This is a genomic window from Flavobacterium sp. (assembly GCF_004211145.1).
GTDB lineage: Bacteria > Bacteroidota > Bacteroidia > Flavobacteriales > Flavobacteriaceae > Flavobacterium.
In genome coordinates, this window is sequence record NZ_SEBS01000019.1 from 25,780 (window position 1) to 41,005 (window position 15,226).

The window sequence follows — 15,226 nt, forward strand, 5'->3', positions numbered from 1 at the left end:
TTAAATCTCCTGTTTGTGTGGACGTAATTGCAACAATACGACGTTGCACCGTTTGGGCTGGCATAATGTGTAGGCGATGCTGACCGCGACGTCGTCGGCTGTGAGCATTTCGAGATCTTCGGTCTTTTTGGTGAGCGTAGGCGCGTCGTCTCCTTGCATATTGGTCGCCGTCGCGCCGGGTTCTATGAGCGAAATCTTGATGTTCATGTCGGACACTTCCTTGCGCAACGCTGCTGAGAAACCCTCGATCCCCGACTTGGTTGCGACATACACGCTGCTGCCTTTCTCGCGCACTTCGGCACTCATCGAACCTACGTTTACGATATGTCCGCCCGACTCTTTCATGCGGTCGACAGCCTCGCGCGCACACGCCAAATACGCGAGCAGGTTAGTGTTGACTACGTATTGCCAATCCTCGAAATTCCCGTCGAGTATACTTTGGTAGGCGACTGCGGCGTTGTTTATCAAGATGTCGAGTCCGCCCAGGGAAGCGTCGGCAGCTTCGAATAGTTTTTGTATGCCCTGCTCTGTGGAAACGTCGGCGACCAATCCTTGTATCGGCGTGTTCGCTTCGGCCGCGTCGGCAAAGGTGTCGTCCAATTCCTGCCGGTGCCGTCCGCACACAAAGACCTTTGCTTTCATTTGTGCCAGCAACACGGCCGTGGCGCGCCCGATTCCCGTTGTTCCGCCCGTTATCAGGACGCGTTTGCCCTCGATTTGCTGGGGCGTATATTCGCTGTAGTTTTTCATATCGTTGCTTGTTAGTGTTCTAATTTCTTCAATCCCGAAATCGACGGCCCGTTGAGTACATCGCCGTTCGTGTCAAATCTGGATCCGTGGCAAGGGCAGTCGAAGCTTTTTTCGTCGTTGTTCCATTTCACGATGCAGCCCAAGTGCGGACATATGGCACTGAAAATGTTGAGGTTGCCGTCGTCATCGCGATAAACGGCCTTCTTTGCGAGCGCGCTGCCCACAATAGCACCTTGACCGGGGAGCAGTTTTTCAGTTCCCTTTCCGTCTTCAAATGAAAGCCAATCCAGATATTGTTTGGCGACATTGCCTTGTTCCGACAGGAAATCCTTAGCGGTAGAAACCGAAATGCGCGACGGATCGTACAGTTTTTCATACGGATTTTTCTTGCCCGAAATCATATCACAGATGAGTTGTCCGCCAATTGTACCGTGCGTCAACCCATTTCCTGAATCGCCCGTGATGATGTAAATGTTTTCGTCTCCGGGATTTTTTCCGATGAACGCCAAACAATCGACGGGTTCCATGACTTGACCCGACCAACGATATTCGACATTTTTGAATGCCGGAAAATGCTCGCGCATCCAGTTTTCCAATTTTGCATATCGCATTTCTTCGCACAAGGATTCTGCTTCAGCTTGCCCGGTTTTATGATCTTCACCTCCTGAAATCAACAGGTCGTATTCGTCGTCGAACGGTTCCAGACGGATGTATCGATAAGGAAAACTTGTCCATTTTGATTTCTGGTCGCCCGTATCCCACCACAGTGCGTAGGGTAATGCACCTTTTTCTACCTTTCCCGCAATCGCATACGTCCGATACGGCGCTTGTTTTGTATGCATCGTTACGATATCGTTGATCGGGCTGTTCGTCGCCACGATTATATGGTTGGCGTGGATAGCGAAATCGTTAGCGGTCGCTCCTTTTGAATGTATCGCCGTAACTTTGGTTTGGGTGTAGATTTTTCCGCCAAGCCCGATTATCGAATTTGCAAGTCCGTTCAAGTATTTCGTGGCGTGGAATTGCGCCTGAAAGGGGAATCGGATGGCGCGATTGCCCGGAACAGTTTGGATTCCGGGCACTTTCTTGGTCATTTCGGTTAGCAGTCCGGCATTTGTCGTGGCCTCGAATTCCTTGTCGAGGTTTTGATCGGAATCGGTTTCGTGCCTGAACAAATAACCGTCAACTTCCTTGAAGTTGCAATCGATTTTCTCCATCTTGACAAGGTCTTTGATGAACGCAATAGCTTCTTTATGGCTTCGAGCCGCAAGTGCGCTGTTTTCTTTCCCGAAAATTCGTTCGAGGTCATGGTATCGGTCATCAAGTGCGCAGCTCAGATGTGCCGTAGTACGGCCGCTTTCGCCGCTTGCGATATTTCCGTCTTCAGCGACGACTACATTTTTTCCGGCTTTGAGCAGACAGTACGCGGCGGTCAATCCTGAGATTCCGGCGCCGATAATCAGGACATCTGTATTTAGATCAGATGTCAATCCGGAAAAAGACAACGAAGGTGCCGATTGGTTCCAGTACGATAAATTCCTGCCTGATGTTACGTCGCTGTCGAAAGGTGTTTTTTGGGACATTGGTTGATGTTTTATGTTCGTCCTTTAAATTTCCGAATTCGATCTACGACGCCTTTTACAATATTTTCAATAATTATGGAATAATTTATAAACCGTTTTAAATCCTGTCAAAATCCTATAAAATCCTACAAATCTTTTATTTGTATGCCTCTATAACTTTGTGTCAGTATTAATTTTTTAAACAACACAACATGAAAAAAATCACTTATTTCCTGCTTGCCCTTGCGGGATGCATGTGGGCAGGATGCAGCAGCGACGATGACGGAAACAACAACAATCAAAACGCCGATATCGTCGGGACGTATCGAATGACTGCCTTCAATTCTCCAACCGCTATCGACTACGATGACGACGGCGACAGTTCGGTCAATATGATGACGGAGAGCGATTGCTATAACAATACGGTCATGACGTTGAATGAAGACGGTACGTTCACGTCGACCTATAATGGCGTCGGTATCAGTTCGGGAGTTTCGTCATGCGCGTCGTCAGTGAACAGCAGCGGAACCTGGACGAGAACAGGCAATACGATTGCAACTACGACTACCGCGGGCGGATCTGGAACAAACAGCTGGACGTGGAATTCATCAGGCACAACGTTATCGAGAACACAGGCCAATGCCCAGTATCCGAGTATCAACGCAACGACCGGCGATTTTGAATACGGCACAGGTAACGTTGGTTACACCTATACGTTACAATAGTTGGTTTTGTTATTTTGTTTGAAAGCCGGTTTTTGCCGGCTTTTTTTTGTTTAATTGGTTAGTGGTCGTTTGAGGTACGCCTTTGATGACTTTTTGTTTAACTGGTTAATCGTCTAAGCGGTTATTGGTCGTTTGCGTTATGTCTTCGACGACTTTATAATCTCGATGACATCAGTTCAGTTCGTAGGCGGAAGGCAAATTTTCCACAGATAAACAATTAACCAATTAACCGTTTAAACGATTAGTCGTTTAAGCGGTTAGTGATTGTTATTTATAATCAGAAGGCAAATTTTATAGCTAAACGATTAACCAATTAACCAAATAACCAACCAACCTTTCCGTCTCCGGCCGCTATTTCTCCACTTTCCCTGATTTCGCGTCATTGATATCGATCGAGCCTTCCACATCTTTGTCGAATGCCTTCACGAATCCGTTTTTAAGGATATTTACGATCGCTGTCCACGTGAAGCTCTCGTTGGAATTGACGTCACCTTTAAGCGGAACCTTCGTGGCAAGCCTGTCCTTTGGATGGTTCTTTACGACAGAAACGCCCGCGCCCACAATCAGTTCCCAGAGACGCCTGAAGAACGGACGTTTTTTCTCTTCGGGCGTATCGGGCGTAAGGTCGATGATTTTGATATTTTCAAGTACGGGTTTGAGATAACCGTTGTATCTGCCGTCTTCCATGGCGAGTTCGGTGGACAAATACAGTTGTCCGCGCTTGAACGTGAATTTTGCGTAAGCGTCGGTAAAATCCTTTAAATACGTGAGATCCATATGTTTGAGTTCCAGATTAAAATCAAAATCAGGAACTTTCTTGAGCGCATTGATTTTCATGTGACTGCTGATGCGGCCGTTTCCGCTCGTATTCGCAAACAGGAAAATGCTCGAAGGGAGTTTGTCTTTTTTATCGTCGACGTTACGCAGGTTCGTGGCTTCGGCGTTAAGTTGAGTCGCTGCGATGTCGACTTTGGGTTTTGAACTGAAATCCAGATAATGGACTTGCCCGTTTTGCACCGTAAATTTGTTTATGGTAATTGGAGAGAGATTCTTTATCACGTCGAGAAAGTCGTTTCCGCCTCCCGTCGCCACGTCGTCGCCCTGCTTGATGAAATTGATGACCGGCCGTTCCACATAAAACTCACTGACGATGGCGCCTTTGAACAACGCTTTCCACTCGATCGAAATGTCAATGCCGTCGGCCCTAAAAAACGGGGAAGTCTTTCCATTGCCGACTTTTTCAATCACGAGTGTATCAATGCGATACGCGCCGCGATACAAATGGATATCGATATTTTTGATGCTGCCCTTATAGCCTTTTAATTCCGACAGCGCCTTGTTAGCGTAATGCAACGCAACGGGTTCGAGTGCAAAGTTCAGGATGACGAGCAGTGCGATGAAAACCCCGATTCCGATTGACCATTTCTTTTTTCGTGACGCCATAACTCTTAGTTTACAGTTTACGAACGTGCTGTTCTATTTCATTGTTACAAACTCAGCCTTCTGCATGCTGAACTTTTTCGAGAACACGGCCGTGCTGTCATTGAGTTCGTTGAATTTGGCGTTCATGACCCAAACATCATTTTCTTTGGCGGTCGCGGTCGACGGATACGCGAATCTATCCTCATATTGCGTTGAGGCGACGATCCTGGCCGATTTCCAGTCGTCGGAACTCTGTAATTTATGGATGCGGTTGCTGCCGCCGTTCTGCACCAATATAAGTGTGTTTGCATCAAGAAGCAGTAATCCGTCGGCGTTCATCAAAAATTGGGGCAGTTCGACTTTCGTGACCATCGCGGGATTCGCGACATCGATCTTGAAAACCGAACCTTTGCCGCTGTTCGCAACGAGCAGGAAATTCTTGGCATGCCACGCGATGCCGTTGAGCCCGACACCTTGGGTTTTGAACAAGTCGCTTTTCGCAAATACCGATGCTTTCCCGTCAGGCGTGACTTTATAGACGACGTTCGCGAAACTGTCGGTCACGTAAGCGTTTCCGGTTTTGTCGAATGTCAGATCGTTTGAAAAATGATTTCCGGGAACGAGTTTCGACAAATCGACATCGAGGACTTTCTTGCCCGATTTGATGTCTATCGCGATCAGGCGCGCCATTTTCTTATCGGTTTCAGGCGATTTGAATTTGCTGTAATTCGCGTCGGCGAGGCACACGAAAACCCGTTTTTGGTCGGCGTGGACTTTGATTCCATACGACGATTTCAGATCGGGCGACGTGTAAATCGCCTTGTATTTTCCGTCTTCGGACACTTCTCCGATCGTTCCCAATCGCGCCGACGAGACGTAGAATTTCCTGTTGGCAGGGTTGAACGCGACACCTTCAGGATAGGCTTCGGGCGCTTCGAATTCGATTTTTTGCTGTGGCGGGATCGTCATTGAAAAGACGGCCAATGTTGCTATGATCAGATTTTTCATGGTTATTTTTTTTGTGGGGAAATGCAGTAGATGTTGCCGTTCGCGTCGTCTGAAACATAGACGGTCCCAGTTTCTGAGATGACTAATCCGGCGGGTCGCCCGAAGCGTTCTTTTTTGTCGTTGATCAAAAATCCCGAAAGAAAATCCTCGGCTGCCGTTGGATTTCCGTCCTTATACATAATGCGCTGCACCTTGTATCCGACGACGTTCGACGCGTTCCACGAGCCGTGCCAGCACACGAGCGCATCGCCGCTCAATGGCGCGCCCGTCGGGAAAAACTGGAACGCGATCGGAGCGGAGTGAGCAGGAAATTCCATGATTGACGGTTCGCTGGCCTTGGCAACTTCGTCCTTCGTGGCTCCAACGGGATCTTCACGCGTATTGTCGACTTCGCGCTTTCCGTATGCGAACGGGAAACCGTAGTCGGCGTCTTTCTTTAGTTTGTTCAATTCTTCGGGCGGCCACGTATCGCCTTTGAAATCCGACCCGTTGTCGACGCCCCAGAGTTCGCCCGTCGCGGGATGCCAATCGAAACCGATCGTGTTTCTCAAGCCCGAAGCATAGATCGAGCGCTTCCAGGTTTTGGGATCGATCGCGAGGATTGTCGCGGTTTCCTTATCTCCGACGCAATCGTTGCACACGCTCCCGACCGTTATGTAAAGCAATCCGTCCTTGCCGAATTCGATGGTCCGGTTCGAGTGTTGTCCGCCGCTCGGCAGGTCTTTGATGAGGATTTCAGGCGTGTCGCTGTCGGCGCTTCCGTCGGGTTTGAGCTTGTAGCGTCGCACCTCGTTGTTGTTGCAGCCGTAGAGCCAGCCGTCTTTAATCGCGATGCCGTGCACGCCTTTGAAATCGGTCACGGCAATGGAAACGTCGTCGAATTTACGGTCGTTGTTTTTGTCGGTCAATAATAAGATATCGCCCGCGTCCCGCCTCGTCACGTAGAGTTGGCCCGGTTTGCCCAGGTACAACATTCTGGGTTTTCCAAGTCCCGACGCGACCATCGACACTTGCCAGCCCTCGGGAACTTTGAGGTTCTTTAAATGGTCCTGAGAGAAATCGACGTGCTGTGCGTATTTGGTCGTGGTAGAAATATTGACGACATCGGTTGGAGGAATTCCTTTTTGAGCCGACGTTTCGCTGATGTTGAACAGGATCGCGAAGGCAATTGAAACGGTTAGAAATTTAGCCATGGGATTTACATTTTCGGAACAACAATTTCCGAATCTCCAAGGGCAAATGCGTTGTAGAATTTGTAGGTTGTGATGGAAGATTTTAGTAGCATTCCTGTTCTCAACGCAATCTAGTTATGGATCAGGCGCAATAACGGCTCGATGTCGGCTTTCATGAAATCGAGGTCGAGAATAAAATGCTTCGATTAGTTGACCATAAAACGCGAGCGGCAATACATGGTTTCAGGATCGGCGATGCGTTTGATGTATTGTGTAAGCTGGCGCGTGCATTCGTCGTCGAACACTGAAAGCAGGAGCAAGTCGACGTCGAATACGAGATGGAAATACAGGTACGGATCTTCAGTTTCGACGCGATTGAATATATTTTTAATGTATGAATCTGAAATGAACTGATCGACTACAATCAAATTCGAATGGTGCAGATTTCCCCATGCCAACAATGAAACGATCGCCTCGTGAATGTCATTGTCGAGCGACGAATCGAGATTTAAATAGCTTGGAATTGCAAACGTCGCGGTTATTTTGATTGTATTTTTCAAGGCGCTATGTATTTTGGAACGATCATAAGCAACACTCAAATGTAACTGGAATCCTGGGCAACATTTTTACAGGGTTTGACGCATCTTCGGTAGAATTAGATACTGTGTTAGTTGTTTAATAAACTGTCAAAATTGGGTGAACAATTATTAAAAGTTAGTGTTAAAATGAGAATTTTTTTTGCGCAATTTATCGCAATTTGTAGTTTTGAAAAACATTAAACGGGAATACATCGCCGCAATCTTTCGCTCCGGTACCGTTAGGTAATCCACCTCAATTATTATTATTAGCGATTTGATCCGGCGGTCGTTCCAGACACAAAACCGGAATGGGAAGAGCATTACTTTTACTTTTATATGCCCTTGCCGCGTCATCTTACTCACAGGATACAAGTTGGCGGCGCGTGCAGATCATCATGGATACTTACGCCTTTTTAGAAGGGCAGCATGAAGCTTTATCAACAGTTGAAGACCAATATCCGACGCTGAGGCACGATGTGCACGCCACACGAAAAGTGGTCGATCCGATATTTGAAAGCGCGCGCACGAACGCGCACAAATTGCTGTTGGCCGAGCTGGGTCGCGAGAACTTCGGAGCATTACAACTCAAGATCAGATCGACGCTCGACAAGCAATACGAAAAACCCATAGAAAAAGAAGCGCACGCACGGGATTTCCTTCAAGAAGTCCGTCGTCGCGCAAACGGCGATCTCGACAAGCAATTGCCTGCAGCGATTCTACATTTGGCCTATATTGACGAACCGCACAACGAATGGCTGCTCGACCCGAATCATTTTGCCGTGGCGGGAAATGCAAATCTGCGCCTCAAGATGCCGATGCCTAAAAGCTGGAAGGAAATCGATCCCGCGATGCCTCAGGCGCTCAAACATTTTACGAGCATGTCAGGCAACGGAAGCGAGCACATGATCGTGATCGCTTACGATGTGTCCGAATCAAAGGGCGACTTACTCTCAGAAAATTCCATAAAGGAGATGATTCCGCCAAACGCCAAACTGCACGCGATCGAATCCATTGAAATCGATGGATACCGCGCCGTTTCAGTCGATGCCGAGGAAGAGTTCGAAGCATCGGGAAAACGGCTCAAAGTCAGGATGCTGCAATTCATGATTGTCGCGGGCGGAAAACTGTTGTGCTTGCAGGGAAGCGTCGGACCGATAACGGCAACACGAGATATCCAACAGCATTTCAAAACGTTCGAGCCGCTTTTCAGGCTCATGGCATTGTCGACAGATGTAACGGAGTAATGGAATTCTCTACGCAGATATTGACATCCAACCGTAAACTTCAAGGTAAGGAGAAGGCTTATGAATGTTGGGAAATCAGGCCGCGCCACTTGAAAGAGTTTCAGGGAACGGATTTGGTTTGCCTCGTCTGCTATGTGACGCTGCCGCTGGACTATCATTTTTTTTATGGCGCTTATCATCAAAATCTCGACAGTTTCAAGATGTTGAAATTCGATCAAATCGTATACAGTTACTGTTTCATATATGCAGGAAATAAAGAAATCGGTTTAGAAATACTTGACGATTTATGTTTGCTCAACGCCTTGGTTTATGATTAAAAAAAATACGCATGTATTATTTTACGTCGACGATGACGCCGACGACCGATTTTTCTTCTCAGATGTAGTTAATGCGATGGGCATCAAAACGGTGCTTTTTGCGTCGGCCGACGAATTGCTTTTGTCGCTGCGAGATCCGTCGCCTAAGCCGTCAATTATTTTTGTCGACCTCAATATGCCTTGCAAGGATGGCTTCGCGACGTTAAAGGAAATAAGGAAAATTGATTCGTATACGTCTATCCCCGTGGTCATGTTCTCGACATCGGGCGCGTTGCAGGGAATCGAGGAATGTTTCAGGTTGGGCGCGTCGCTCTATCTGGTTAAGCCGACTTCGATCGAGGCACTTCGAGGCGCGGTTGCCCAAGTGCTAGAAATGGAATGGGACGGTATCGAGAGGAACAGGTTCAACTTCGTCTGTCGGTTTTAGATTCGGCGACTGAAATAATAAACGTATTCAGATATATGGAAACACAAACGACTTACAGTGGCGTTCCCGCGCTGGGTGATGTAAGCTGGGGTTCGCATTTTTGTACCTTTTTTAATTCGACCGACGATCTGCTAGGCATCATGACCTCGTTTTTCAAATCGGGCCTGCAAAACAATGAAATGTGCCTTTGGGCGGTTTCGCCTCCGGTTTCGCCTGCCCAGGCCTTGTTGTCGCTTGAAGGCGTGCTTCCCGATCTCGAGCTGTATCTCGACAAGAAGCAATTGACGATCATTCCGTATGACGAATGGTATTTTGAAAACGGCCGATTCGATGCCGCGAAGACGTTCCAACGATGGCAACTCTCTTACGATAAAGCGTTACAAGCCGGATTTTCAGGGATGCGCGCCAACGGCATGGAAAGTTGGATCGATGAAAACCAATGGCAGGCGTTCATGAAATATGAAGATGACCTGAACACGTTCATGGCCGACAAAAAGATAATCGTACAATGTACTTATCCGCTTAAGCAAAGCAACGCCTCGAATTTGTTGGACGTCGCTCATGTGCATGAAAAGGTGATCGCCAAAAGAGAAGGACAATGGCGCGTACTCGAGGAACAGGAAATGAGGCAAAGCAAAGCCCGACTTTTCGAAACCAACGAAATGCTCGAAAAATTGGTTCGCGAACGCACGCGAAACCTCGAGAATTCAATTGCACGCATTGAAGCTGAAGTCGCCACGCGTGCACGAACAGAGAAGAAACTCGTCAAGATTGCGCGCGACCTTGAAAAACGAAACGCCGACCTCAGGCAATTCGCATACATCGTTTCGCACAATTTGCGTGGTCCGATCACGAACATCATCGGGATTGGATTGTTGCTTGACGCCGCTACAGACGAAATACGGCTTGACCTGCAAAAGGCGCTGCTCGAGGCCATCGGCCAATTGGACAGCGTAGTACGCGATTTAAACGTGATCTTGCAAGTGCGGTTCGAACCGTCGGACGGCAATGAAATGGTGAACTTTGATGAACTCGTCGACATCGTTAGAAGCGGGTTGCTGTTCGAGGTGCAAAAATCAGGCGCGACCATAGAAACCGATTTTGGGGAAATATCGGGCATGTTCACCGTGCGCGCGTACCTGTATAGCATTTTCCAAAACCTTATTTCGAACAGCATCAAGTATGCACATGGCGACCGAACGCCATACATCAAGATCAAAAGCAGGCTCGCTTGTAAAAAACTGCAACTGGTTTTCGCCGACAACGGCAGCGGGATCGACCTTGAAAAACATGCAGGCGACGTGTTCGGTTTGTACAAACGGTTCACCAAGCGTGGCAGCGGGAAAGGGTTGGGGCTTTTCATGGTCAGGGAACAAGTGGAAAGCCTAGGAGGCGAAGTGTCGGTGAAAAGCGTGCCGGGCGATGGAACCGTGTTCACGTTGGAGTTTCCTGTTTTGGGCGACGTGATTTAAGTCGTTGCCGTGAGCGAACATCGGCGGCTATAGAGGAATTGGGTCCAGCAACGCAACCGTACAAAATTTGGAATTTTCCTTCATGCCGGCGTGCCTGTTTGATTGTCAGATAAACCTTTCCAGAACCTGAATCCCTAAACCAAGTCAACCTCGTTTCGCAATCGATTTACTTCGTATATTTGAGTAATCGGCAAATTTTTCAAGCCGATTTCGACACGACGCATGACTTCCAAAAATACCAGATTCCGTTTGCGCCAAATTAACATCGGGCGTACCTTATATGCTTGCGTGTTGATCGCCGTGTTGGCGTCGTGTGCAAAAACCAACGACCAAGCCGAGTCGCCAACCGTCGGTGTCGCACAGAACGAAACGAAAAACGCATCGCAAAACCCCGATGTCAAATACTCCGTCGAACAGCTCGACAATACGAAAGGGCTTTCGAACAGTTCGGTCAACTGTATTTTCCAGGATTCCCAAAACCTGTTGTGGATCGGGACCTGGGACGGATTGAACAGATACGACGGCAACAATTTCAAGATTTTCCGGTCGGAACCCGACAATAAGAATTCGCTGAGCAACCAGGTCGTACTCAAAATGGGAGAAGACAAAAACGGCCGGATTTGGGTGCTTACGATGCACGGTATCAACCGATACGACAAGAAAACCGATACGTTCGAGCAGTATTATTTCGACCGCAAGAACAAGCCGCCATTGACCGAATCCGAATTCAACATGGCGCTCGACGGTTCCAAAAACGTATTCTGCGCCGTCAAGGATTGGGGAATCGGCTATTTCGACGGAAGTGTTTTCAAGTCACTCGGAAACAAAACCTTATCGCAAAAAACGGTCACGAAAATGGCGTTCTCAAACGACGATCTGCTGTTGCTGCTTGAAGACGGAAGCCTGCATTCGGTTACATTCGAAACGCTCGCCGACGGATCGAAAACCATTGCAAACATCGACATTATATCAAAAGGAGTGCGCGGTTTCGAGATTTTGCGCGACGAAAAAATCTGCATGGTCTTGTCTGATGGAACGGCATCGTTGTTTTCGATGTCTGGCAAAACGTCGAAACTACTTTCGGTCAAGAACGTCGAAAATATAGTTGGCCAAACGCCCGACGGAATCGTACTCTCGGCAAAATCGGGTTACATTTTAGTAAGCGCCGACGGAAACGAAATCGTGCGTCCGTGGTCGAAATTCCTAAAGAACCAAAAAATCACGACGCTCGTGCAGGGCAACGAGAACATCGTCTGGACGGGAACCGACGGCGACGGCGTTTTCAAGATGTTCCCGAGCAAGAAATCGTTTCACCTCGTTTCCAAATCCCAACTGCCCGAACTCGACGGCGGCATCGTGCGCGCTTTCCTCGAAGCCGGACAAAATTCGTTCTGGCTGGGCACGAAAGGCCGAGGCTTGTTCCGGATTTCGGACGATTTTTATCGCAATCCTGAGAAACCGCTGTCGTACGTGAATTTCAACGAAGGCAACAGTGTGTTGAACAACGCGGTCTTCGCGCTCAGCAAAGGCAGGGAAAATCTCGTTTTTATAGGAACCGATGGCGAAGGATTGACGATCTACGACCTTGAAAAGTCAAAAATGATCAGTTGGCGCGATGTTGCCGGGAGCAAAAATCATGAATATTTCAAGTCGGTTTACGCGATCTATCAGGACAAAAACGGTTTTGTCTGGCTGGGCACGAACGGTTATGGAATGGTGCGTTGCCGGATTTCAAGATCGGGCGACGGGCTCGCGGTTTCGGATTTCCAAAAGTATAACGCGGGAGGTGAGAACGCGCTGAGCAGTAACATCGTATTCTCCATCGTTCCCGGAAACGACGGCCAGCTTTGGATCGGGACACGGCTCGGCGGATTGAATCTGTTCGACATGAAGTCGGGTAAGTTCACGACTTTCAAGAATGTGGCCGACAACCGGAACAGTTTGTCGAACAACGATATTTTGTGCCTGGTGCTCGACGCGAAGAAAAAATTATGGATCGGAACGAGCTTCGGGCTTAATTCTCTCGACAAATTGGATGCCGACGGAACGGCTGTGTTCAAACGCTACACAACCGCGAACGGATTGCCCAACAACACCGTCCACGGCATCGTGCCCGACCAAAAATCGAACCTGTGGATCAGCACGAATTTCGGGCTCTCGAACTTTTTGGTACAGCAGGACAAATTCATCAATTATTCAAAGAACGAAGGCTTGCAGAACAACGAGTTTGCCGACGGCGCGTTCTACGACGATCCTGAATCGGGCTATGTTTTCATGGGCGGCATCAAAGGTTTCAACTATTTCCTGCCGCAGAAAATCAAGGAATCGGCTGTCATTCCTGATTTGTTGATCGACAAGATTTCGGGCCAGAACCAGGCCGTTCCGTATTATCAAGGCCTCGTCATTTCGCCCGATTCGAAGACCAATCCGGCGATCACGCTCAAACACAACCAGAATTTCTTCGATATCCAGATGTCGGCGCTCACGTACACGAATTCCGAGAAATGCCAGTACGCGTACCAACTCGAAGGTTTCGACAAGAACTGGAATACGATTGACAACCGAAAGATCATCTCGTTCACGAACGTGCCGCGAGGCGATTATGCGCTTTGGGTGAAATGGTCGAACAGCGATGGTGTCTGGACGGAACCCGTGCGCGCGATCGACCTCAAGATCAAACCGGTTTGGTGGCAATCGAACCTCGCGGTGATCATTTACCTGGTTCTCGGGATTTGCTTCCTGTTGTTCGTCCGCAGTTACCAGCTCAAGAAACTGTCGTTGCGCCAAAATATCCTATTCCGAAAGAACGAAGAGGAACTGCACGAGAACCGATTGGCGTTCTTCACGAACATCGCCCACGAATTCCTGACGCCGCTCACGCTTATCGTCGGGCCGATCCAGAAATTGTCAGAAGTCCAGAATCTCAATGAACGCAACCAGAAGTTCGTGAACATGATCCAGCGCAATTCGTCGCGGTTGCTGTTCCTGACCCAGCAATTGCTCGAGTTCCGAAAGGCCGAACACGATTATCTTGGCGTCACGGTAAAGCATTTCGACTTGGTCAGCCTGATCGAGCAGATCGCGGAATTGTTCGACGATTGGGCGTTCGAAAAGAAAATCGAATACCATCTTGAAATCCCGTCGGAACTAAAGGGTTGGTTCGACAAGGACAAACTTGAGAAGATCGTGTTCAACCTGATGTCGAACGCGTTCAAATATACGCCTGCGGGTGGAAAGATCTGGATCAGTTTCGCGATTGAGAACGCAACATCTGGCCGACTTAACATCACGATCACGAACACGGGAAAAGGCATCCCGAAGGAGAAACTGGATTCATTGTTCGACCGATTTTTCCTGTCGGATCTCAATCAGGCATCGGATACCGAAATGTTCCGAACCGGAATCGGATTGGCATATATCAAGAAACTCGTCACGGTCCTGCGCGGCGAAATCGAGGTCTCAAGCATTCCCGACGAACAGACGAAGTTCACGGTGTTGTTGCCGTGCGAAAAGTCGGCGTTCGAGGAAAATGAAATCGATTTGGGCACGTCGCCGGTGTTGATTTCGCACCACCTCAAAAATATCCTCGAGGAAAAAGAGGAATCGCCCGAGAACGTTCCCGAGAAGATCGAGTTGCTGCAACGCTTTGAAAACCAGCGAAAAACCATCTTGGTCGTTGAGGACGAAAAGGAAATCCATCTGTTCCTGCGCGATCTGCTCGGCGAAACGTATAACCTTTCGACGGCTTACGATGGCGTTGAGGCATTGCAACTCATTGAAAAAGAGCTGCCTGATTTAATCATCTCGGACGTCATGATGCCCAATATGGACGGCGTCGACCTGTGCAAAAAAGTCAAGACCGACATCAGGACGTGCCACATCCCGTTTATCATGCTGACCGCGAAGGATTCGGTGATCCACAGGATCGAAGGACTCGAAAGCGGCGCGAATTCATACATCCCGAAACCGTTCTATCCCGATCATCTGCTCGTGCGTGTGCAGAAATTGCTACAGGAGAAGGATTTGATCCTGAAACATTTCACGCAGGATTCGCTCGTCGAAGATCTGTCGGTGCTTCCGATCGACCACAGCGAGAAGGAATTCATCAGGCAGGTCATCGATTTGATCCGACGCAACATCGACAGCGAGAATCTGCACAGCGCGTTCATCGAAAAGGAAATCGGCATCAGTTCTTCGCAATTGTACAGGAAGACGAAGGAGATCTTCGGGATTTCGCCGGGCGACCTCATTCGCACGATCCGATTGAAACACGCGGCCGAATTGTTGCGCAAGAATGTGCTTACAGTGTCGGAAGTTTGTTATAAATCGGGTTTCAACAACCGTTCTTACTTCTATCGGGAGTTTAATAAGATGTACCAAACGACGCCCAAAAGCTATCAACTTCAATACAAGACGCGCGCGCTGTCCTTTTCAAACAACTGATTTTAAACGTTTTCACGACTTGTGTACACTTTTGGCGAAATAGTGTACACATGATCTTGCGTCCAACAAGTACATTTATCAAAACAACTAAAACGTTGTAGTAAAC

12 protein-coding genes are annotated in these 15,226 nt (G+C 48.4%); 6 read left to right on the forward strand and 6 right to left on the reverse strand.

Annotation, left to right across the window (positions count from 1 at the left end):
* Both EOO50_RS10355 and EOO50_RS10360 read right to left on the reverse strand, forming a co-directional pair.
* Entirely contained in the window at positions 1-750 is a 750-nt protein-coding gene (locus EOO50_RS10355; protein ID WP_290839852.1) for an SDR family oxidoreductase, read from the reverse strand.
* A gap of 11 nt (positions 751-761) precedes the next feature.
* On the reverse strand, positions 762-2,333 hold the full coding sequence (locus EOO50_RS10360; RefSeq protein WP_290839854.1) for an FAD-dependent oxidoreductase: 1,572 nt from the start codon (positions 2,331-2,333) through the stop codon (positions 762-764).
* Positions 2,334-2,524: 191 nt separating this feature from the next.
* Between EOO50_RS10360 and EOO50_RS10365 the strand changes: the two genes are divergently transcribed.
* Positions 2,525-3,037: a lipocalin family protein gene (locus EOO50_RS10365; protein WP_290839856.1), complete on the forward strand. Its 513-nt coding sequence runs from the start codon at positions 2,525-2,527 to the stop codon at positions 3,035-3,037.
* Between the two features lie 351 nt (positions 3,038-3,388).
* Here the strand turns inward: EOO50_RS10365 and EOO50_RS10370 are convergent, their stop codons facing one another.
* The 4 genes from EOO50_RS10370 to EOO50_RS10385 form a co-directional block, all read right to left on the reverse strand.
* Positions 3,389-4,480 (reverse strand): DUF748 domain-containing protein, encoded by a 1,092-nt coding sequence (locus EOO50_RS10370; RefSeq protein WP_290839858.1) that lies wholly within the window; start codon positions 4,478-4,480, stop codon positions 3,389-3,391.
* A gap of 33 nt (positions 4,481-4,513) precedes the next feature.
* On the reverse strand, positions 4,514-5,467 hold the full coding sequence (locus EOO50_RS10375; RefSeq protein ID WP_290839860.1) for a gluconolaconase: 954 nt from the start codon (positions 5,465-5,467) through the stop codon (positions 4,514-4,516).
* 2 nt (positions 5,468-5,469) lie between these two features.
* Positions 5,470-6,660, reverse strand: coding sequence for a PQQ-dependent sugar dehydrogenase (locus EOO50_RS10380; RefSeq protein WP_290839862.1), 1,191 nt, complete (start codon positions 6,658-6,660; stop codon positions 5,470-5,472).
* A 185-nt stretch (positions 6,661-6,845) separates the two neighbouring features.
* Positions 6,846-7,199, reverse strand: a complete 354-nt coding sequence (locus EOO50_RS10385; RefSeq protein ID WP_290839864.1) for a hypothetical protein — start codon at positions 7,197-7,199, stop codon at positions 6,846-6,848.
* A 326-nt stretch (positions 7,200-7,525) separates the two neighbouring features.
* Here EOO50_RS10385 and EOO50_RS10390 point away from each other — a divergent pair, with 326 nt between their 5' ends.
* The 5 genes from EOO50_RS10390 to EOO50_RS10410 all read left to right on the forward strand — a co-directional run bounded on the left by EOO50_RS10390 (position 7,526) and on the right by EOO50_RS10410 (position 15,120).
* Positions 7,526-8,461, forward strand: coding sequence for a hypothetical protein (locus EOO50_RS10390; RefSeq protein WP_290839865.1), 936 nt, complete (start codon positions 7,526-7,528; stop codon positions 8,459-8,461).
* Complete coding sequence (locus tag EOO50_RS10395; RefSeq protein WP_290839867.1) at positions 8,461-8,778, forward strand: hypothetical protein; 318 nt, start codon at positions 8,461-8,463, stop codon at positions 8,776-8,778. The genes EOO50_RS10390 and EOO50_RS10395 overlap by 1 nt, the downstream gene beginning before the upstream one ends.
* The gene (locus tag EOO50_RS10400; RefSeq protein WP_290839869.1) at positions 8,771-9,205 is read left to right on the forward strand and encodes a response regulator; all 435 of its coding nucleotides are present in this window, start codon (positions 8,771-8,773) and stop codon (positions 9,203-9,205) included. Before EOO50_RS10395 ends, EOO50_RS10400 begins: the two co-directional genes overlap by 8 nt.
* Positions 9,206-9,240: 35 nt before the next feature.
* Positions 9,241-10,677: an MEDS domain-containing protein gene (locus tag EOO50_RS10405; protein WP_290839871.1), complete on the forward strand. Its 1,437-nt coding sequence runs from the start codon at positions 9,241-9,243 to the stop codon at positions 10,675-10,677.
* A gap of 249 nt (positions 10,678-10,926) precedes the next feature.
* Positions 10,927-15,120 (forward strand): two-component regulator propeller domain-containing protein, encoded by a 4,194-nt coding sequence (locus EOO50_RS10410; RefSeq protein ID WP_290839873.1) that lies wholly within the window; start codon positions 10,927-10,929, stop codon positions 15,118-15,120.
* The last annotated feature ends 106 nt before the right edge of the window (positions 15,121-15,226 follow it).

Bases quoted from the DNA above. Each gene is read 5' to 3' on its own strand.
- EOO50_RS10400 (WP_290839869.1), top strand. From the start codon at position 8,771: ATGATTAAAAAAAATACGCATGTATTATTTTACGTCGACGATGACGCC.
- EOO50_RS10365 (WP_290839856.1), top strand. From the start codon at position 2,525: ATGAAAAAAATCACTTATTTCCTGCTTGCCCTTGCGGGATGCATGTGG.
- EOO50_RS10360 (WP_290839854.1), bottom strand. From the start codon at position 2,333: ATGTCCCAAAAAACACCTTTCGACAGCGACGTAACATCAGGCAGGAAT.
- EOO50_RS10355 (WP_290839852.1), bottom strand. From the start codon at position 750: ATGAAAAACTACAGCGAATATACGCCCCAGCAAATCGAGGGCAAACGC.
- EOO50_RS10390 (WP_290839865.1), top strand. From the start codon at position 7,526: ATGGGAAGAGCATTACTTTTACTTTTATATGCCCTTGCCGCGTCATCT.
- EOO50_RS10395 (WP_290839867.1), top strand. From the start codon at position 8,461: ATGGAATTCTCTACGCAGATATTGACATCCAACCGTAAACTTCAAGGT.
- EOO50_RS10405 (WP_290839871.1), top strand. From the start codon at position 9,241: ATGGAAACACAAACGACTTACAGTGGCGTTCCCGCGCTGGGTGATGTA.
- EOO50_RS10370 (WP_290839858.1), bottom strand. From the start codon at position 4,480: ATGGCGTCACGAAAAAAGAAATGGTCAATCGGAATCGGGGTTTTCATC.
- EOO50_RS10375 (WP_290839860.1), bottom strand. From the start codon at position 5,467: ATGAAAAATCTGATCATAGCAACATTGGCCGTCTTTTCAATGACGATC.
- EOO50_RS10380 (WP_290839862.1), bottom strand. From the start codon at position 6,660: ATGGCTAAATTTCTAACCGTTTCAATTGCCTTCGCGATCCTGTTCAAC.